The following is a 5,756-nucleotide window of genomic DNA, read 5'->3' on the forward strand; positions in this document are numbered from 1 at the left end:
GCGGGGGAGATGTCCGGCAGGACAGAGGGGGGCGCGACGGATCGCAACATTTCAGCGAAGTCACAGCATGACCTCCCCCACCCACTCCACCCCCACCGAAGCCCGCGACTTCCTGGCCGCCCACCCGGAAATCGAAGCCTTCGACATCGTCCTCACCGACGCCAACGGCATCGGGCGCGGCAAGATCATCCGCCGCCACGAGCTGATCGGGCTCTATGAAAATGGCCGGCACCTGCCGATCTCGATCCTCGGCCTCGACATCGTCGGCGAGGACGTCCACGAGACGGGGCTGATCTGGGATTCAGGCGACGGGGACCTGCGCGCCTGGCCGATCCCCGGCACGCTCGTCCCGCTCCATGGCACGTCCCCCGCGCGCGGGCAGGTACTGATGTCGATGTACCATCTCGACGGCACGCCCATGGGCTCCGACCCGCGCCACGCGCTGGCGCGGCAGGTCGAGGCCTTCGCGGCGAAGGGTCTCGAGCCCGCCGGTGCCTTCGAACTGGAGTTCTTCCTGCTCGCCAACGAGCGCGACGGCAATGGCCGCATCCAGCCCGCGCGCGCCGTTCTCGACGGGCTCGCCAGCGCCAAGACCGAGGTCTACTCGGTCGACCATCTCCATGGCATGGAGCCACTTTTCTCCGACATCTACGCGGCCGCCAAGGCGCAGGGCATACCCGCCGAGACGGTGATCTCCGAATACGCGCCCGGCCAGTACGAGCTGACGCTGAACTACCGCAAGGACATATTGCGCGCCGCCGACGATCTCCTGATGCTGAAGCGTCTGGTGCGGCTGCAGGCGCGCCGACACGGCGTCACTGCCTGCTTCATGGCGAAGCCGATCGAGGACTATGCCGGCTCCGGCATGCACCTTCACGTGTCGATGCAGGACGAAGCGGGCCGCAACGTCTTCACCGAGGAAGAGGAAGGCGCGTGGAGCGACACGATTCTCACCGCCCTCGGCGGACTTGCCGGAACGATGGGCGAATCGATGCTCGTCTTCGCGCCCCACGCCAATTCCTGGCGGCGCTTCGTCGCGCAATCCTATGCGCCGGTCGCGCCGACATGGGGCGTCAACAACCGCTCGGTCGCGCTCAGAATCCCGGCCGGCTCGAAGTCTGCGCGGCGCATCGAACACCGCCCGTCAGGCGTCGACGCCAACCCCTATCTGGTCGCCGCGACGGTCCTCGCCGGCATCGCCAAGGGCATGGACGAGCGGCTCGATCCCGGCCCGGAGACGGTCGGAAACGGCTATGCGGACGAGGCGAACGGGCGACCCGCTATGCCCGCCAACTGGCTCGCGGCGATCGAAGCGGCGGAAGGATCGGCCTTCCTCAAATCAGCGCTCGGCAAGGAAATGCACCGCACCTTCTGCGCAATCAAGCGCGCCGAATATCTGCGCGTCGCGCGCACGGTGAGCGAACTCGACTATCACCTCTATATGCATACGGTCTGAGTTTCTCGGCTCCTCACGTCAAAGTTTATAGCGCGCGGCGTTATCAGAACATATCAAGAACGGATGAGCGTTCCTTCTACTCGCGACAAGCTGGCGATCCTTTCGGACGCCGCCAAATACGACGCCTCCTGCGCCTCATCCGGCGCGGCGAAGCGCAACTCGTTGAAATCGGGCGGCATCGGCTCGACCGAAGGCATGGGCATCTGCCATTCCTATGCGCCGGACGGCCGCTGCATTTCGCTGCTCAAGATACTCCTGACCAATTTCTGTATCTACGATTGCAGCTATTGCATCAACCGCTCTTCCTCCAACGTGAAGCGCGCACGTTTTACGATCGACGAAGTCGTGCGGCTGACGCTCGAATTCTACAAGCGCAACTATATCGAGGGCCTGTTCCTCTCCTCCGGCGTCATCCGCTCGCCCGACGAGACGATGGGCGAAATGGTGGAGATCGCGCGGCGGCTGCGGGTCGACGAGAAGTTCGGCGGCTATATCCATCTGAAGACCATCCCCGAATGTTCGCCCGAACTGCTCGAGCAGGCCGGGATCTATGCCGACCGGCTGTCGATCAATGTCGAACTGCCGACCGACGAGGGCGTGAAGCGGCTGGCGCCGGAAAAGCGACCCGAGACGATCCGCGTCTCGATGGCGAAGCTGCGCTCCAAGATCGAGGAGAAGTCCGAGCCGACGCTCAAGACCAAGAAGCGCCCGCGCTTCGCGCCGGGCGGCCAGTCGACGCAGATGATCATCGGCGCCGATGCGACGAACGATGCCGACATTCTCGGCACCAGCGCGCGCCTCTACGGCAGCTACCAGCTTCGCCGGGTCTACTACTCCGCCTTCAGCCCGATCCCGGACGCATCGTCCGCGCTGCCGTTGCTGAAGCCGCCGCTGATGCGCGAACACCGGCTTTACCAGGCCGACTGGCTGATGCGCTTCTACGGCTTCGACCGGCACGAAATCGTCGCGAACCGGCAGGACGGGATGCTCGATCTCGAGATCGACCCGAAGCTCTCATGGGCGCTCGCCAATCGCGGCGCATTCCCCGTCGACGTCAACCGTGCGCCGCGCGAGATGCTCCTGCGCGTGCCGGGCTTCGGCACCAAGGCGGTGAAGAAGATGCTGGACGTTCGCCGCTACCGGCGCCTGCGGCTCGAAGATGTCGGCCGGCTCTGCCAGTCGATCGCCAAGGTCCGCCCCTTCATCGTTACCGACGGCTGGTCGCCGGGCGGGGCGACGGATGCGGAACATCTACGATCACGGCTGGTTGGCAAGCCGAAGCAGTTGAGTTTGTTCTAGCGCGGGATCTGTCATGGATTCGCTCGATGTTGCCCCCCTCTCCTCCCAAACCGACTTCCCCGCCTGGCGCGACGCCGCCCGCCGCCTCGCCACCAACGACATCCCTCCCGCCAACATCGTCTGGACCGTCGGCGAAAGCTCCGATCTCTTCTCCGCCGACACCCCCCTCCCCGCCGTCGCGCCCGGCGTCACGCTCAACGTCCCGCGCGAATTCATCGACCGCGCCGAAGCCGTCATCTGCCATTCCGATCCGGCCCGTTTCGCCCTCCTCTACCGCATCCTTTTCCGGCTGCGCACCGAGCCGAACCTCCTGAAGATCGCGTCCGATCCCGACGTGATGAAACTCAACGAAATGGAAAAGTCGGTCCGCCGCGACATCCACAAGATGCGCGCCTTCGTGCGGTTCGTGGAAGTCGGCGAGGGCGAGGACAAGCGCTATGCGGCGTGGTTCGAGCCCGACCACTTCATCGTGGAGCGCAACGCGCCTTTTTTCGTGCGCCGCTTCACCGGCATGGCGTGGACGATCCTGACGCCGAAGGGCACGGCCGAATGGGACGGCGAGACCCTGACCATTGGCCCGCCCGCGTCGAAAGCCGACGCGCCGGCGGCGGATGCGACCGAGGATTTGTGGCGCACCTATTTCACCAACATCTTCAACCCCGCGCGGCTGAAGGTGAAGGCGATGCAGGCCGAGATGCCGAAGAAATACTGGAAGAACCTGCCCGAGGCGGCGCTGATCCCCGACCTGATCAAGGGCGCGGACAGGGCCGCCAGGGAGATGATCGAAAGGATGCCCACCATGCCGGCGCCGCATCATGCGAAGGTCCAGGAGAAGTACTGGTCGGCGAAGGAAATTCCTGCCGACGCCGAGGCGCCGGCCCGCTCGCTGGACGAGGCGCGCAAACAGGCCGAAGGCTGCCGCCGCTGCCCGCTCTGGCGCGACGCGACACAGACCGTGTTCGGCGAGGGACCCCAGGACGCGCGCATCGTCTTCGTCGGCGAGCAGCCGGGCGACCAGGAGGACATTGCCGGCAAGCCCTTTGTCGGTCCGGCCGGCAAGGTTTTCGACGGCGTGCTCGACGAAGCCGGCGTCGACCGGCGCATCACCTACGTCACCAATGCGGTGAAGCACTTCAAGTTCGAGCCGCGCGGCAAGCGGCGCATCCATTCCAAGCCGAATGCCGGCGAAGTGCAGGCGTGCCGCTGGTGGGTGGAGCAGGAACTCGGCTTCATCAAGCCCGACCTCGCCGTCGCGCTCGGCGCGACTGCCGCGCTGTCGCTGCTTGGCAAGGCGATCCCGGTGACGAAGATGCGCGGCGAGGTTTTGACGCGCGACGACGGCCTTCGCGTTTTCATCACCATCCACCCCTCATTCATCCTGCGCATCCGGGAGCGCGCGGACGCCGAGGCGGAGCGGGAACGGTTCGTCGCGGACATGGTGGCGGTGAAGAAGTTGATGGCGGGGTGACGGTCGGAGAGGGGAGGCGCAGACCCCCACTCCGTCGCGCTTCGCGCGCCACCTCTCCCCCTCAAAAGGGGAGAGGAAAGCCAACTGGAAAAGCGCCTTCGCTGCGGCAGCGCATTTCCTCTCCCCCGGGCAGGGGGGTCCGAAGGACGGGCGAGACCCGCGGCTCGCCCCGGCAGGTGGCCCGAAGGGCCGGAGTGGGGGTGCTTTGCTCCGCCTATAAGACCAAAACCGCCCGCAAATCGTTGACATTAGTCCCCGTAGGACCCGGCGCAAACAAATCCCCCAGCGCGTCGAACGCCCCCCACGCATCATGCCGTGCCAGCAAAGCGCGCGGATCATGCCCCAACCCACGCAGGCGCGTCGCCGTCGTCCAATCTGCGAACGCGCCGGCATTGGCTTCCGACCCGTCGATCCCGTCGGTATCCGCCGCAAACGCATGAACGCCCGCCAACCCCTCGATGCCAAGCGCGAGCGACAGCAGGAATTCCGTATTGCGCCCGCCCCGGCCACCCCTCTGCGAAATCGTCACCGTCGTCTCGCCGCCGGACAGGAGGAGGACGGGCCTGGCGAACGGCCGGTCGCGCAGCGCGATTTCTCGGGCGATCGCGGCGTGGACCTTGCCCACCTCCCGTGCCTCGCCTTCGATCGCATCGGAGAGGATGACGGCCTCGATACCATGGCGCCTCGCCTCGGAGACGGCAGCCTCGAGCGAAATCCCCGCCGATGCGATAACGCGCACCTCGTTGCGGGCAAAGCGCGGATCGTCCGGCAGCGGCGCGTCGGCAGCGGGCGAGCGGATATGCGCCATGACGGCATCCGGCAGTCTCAACCCATAGGTCTCGACGACCGAGAGCGCGTCGGCGCGCATCGCGCCATCCGGCACCGTCGGGCCCGAGGCGACATGGGCGGGATTGTCGCCGGGGATGTCGGAGACGATCAGCGAGACGACGCGTGCGGGGTGCGCGGCCGCGGCAAGCCGACCGCCCTTGATGGACGAGACGTGCTTGCGCACCGTGTTCATGGCCGAGATCGGCGCGCCGGAGGCAAGCAGCGCCTCGTTGACGGCGATCTCGTCGGCGAGCGTCAGGCCGGCGGGCGGTGCGGGCAGCAGCGCCGAGCCGCCACCCGAGACGAGCGCGATGACGAGGTCGTCGGCGGTGAGGCCGGTTACGGCACCGAGCAGCCGTTGCCCGGCCTTGAGCCCCGCTTCGTCGGGGACGGGGTGCGCGGCCTCGATGATCTCGATGCGCTCGCATTCGCAGCCATAGCCGTAACGCGTGACGACGACGCCCTCGAGCGGCCCGTCCCAGGCGCGCTCCAACGCCCGCGCCATCTGCGCCGAGCCCTTGCCAGCGCCGATCACGATCGTTCGGCCTTTGGGGCACGGGGGAAGGTGGTCGCGGAGGGTGCGTTCGGGATCGGCGGCGGCGACGGCGGCGGAGAAGAGGGAGGTGAAGAGGGTTTTTGGGTAGGTCATTGCGAGGCACCCCCCTCTGCCCTGCCGGGCATCTCCCCCTCAAGGGGGGAGATCAG

4 protein-coding genes are annotated in these 5,756 nt (G+C 66.7%); 3 read left to right on the forward strand and 1 reads right to left on the reverse strand.

What is annotated here, in order from left to right:
• Positions 1–67 precede the first annotated feature (67 nt).
• The 3 genes from ALII_RS0117775 to ALII_RS0117785 all read left to right on the forward strand — a co-directional run bounded on the left by ALII_RS0117775 (position 68) and on the right by ALII_RS0117785 (position 4,223).
• The gene (locus ALII_RS0117775) at positions 68–1,456 is read left to right on the forward strand and encodes a glutamine synthetase family protein (protein ID WP_024588575.1); all 1,389 of its coding nucleotides are present in this window, start codon (positions 68–70) and stop codon (positions 1,454–1,456) included.
• 63 nt (positions 1,457–1,519) lie between these two features.
• Positions 1,520–2,755 carry a putative DNA modification/repair radical SAM protein gene (locus tag ALII_RS0117780; RefSeq protein ID WP_024588576.1) on the forward strand — a complete coding sequence of 412 codons (1,236 nt, stop codon included), beginning with the start codon at positions 1,520–1,522 and terminating at the stop codon, positions 2,753–2,755.
• Positions 2,756–2,768: 13 nt separating this feature from the next.
• Positions 2,769–4,223, forward strand: coding sequence for a UdgX family uracil-DNA binding protein (locus tag ALII_RS0117785; protein ID WP_024588577.1), 1,455 nt, complete (start codon positions 2,769–2,771; stop codon positions 4,221–4,223).
• Positions 4,224–4,437: 214 nt separating this feature from the next.
• On the opposite strand, the gene ALII_RS0117790 is transcribed toward ALII_RS0117785, so the two are convergent.
• On the reverse strand, positions 4,438–5,700 hold the full coding sequence (locus tag ALII_RS0117790) for a glycerate kinase (RefSeq protein WP_024588578.1): 1,263 nt from the start codon (positions 5,698–5,700) through the stop codon (positions 4,438–4,440).
• Positions 5,701–5,756: the final 56 nt, after the last annotated feature.

Origin of the sequence: Aliihoeflea sp. 2WW (assembly GCF_000497755.1) — a bacterium.
Taxonomy (GTDB): Bacteria; Pseudomonadota; Alphaproteobacteria; order Rhizobiales; family Rhizobiaceae; genus Aliihoeflea.

Bases quoted from the DNA above. Each gene is read 5' to 3' on its own strand.
- ALII_RS0117775 (WP_024588575.1), top strand. From the start codon at position 68: ATGACCTCCCCCACCCACTCCACCCCCACCGAAGCCCGCGACTTCCTG.
- ALII_RS0117780 (WP_024588576.1), top strand. From the start codon at position 1,520: ATGAGCGTTCCTTCTACTCGCGACAAGCTGGCGATCCTTTCGGACGCC.
- ALII_RS0117785 (WP_024588577.1), top strand. From the start codon at position 2,769: ATGGATTCGCTCGATGTTGCCCCCCTCTCCTCCCAAACCGACTTCCCC.
- ALII_RS0117790 (WP_024588578.1), bottom strand. From the start codon at position 5,700: ATGACCTACCCAAAAACCCTCTTCACCTCCCTCTTCTCCGCCGCCGTC.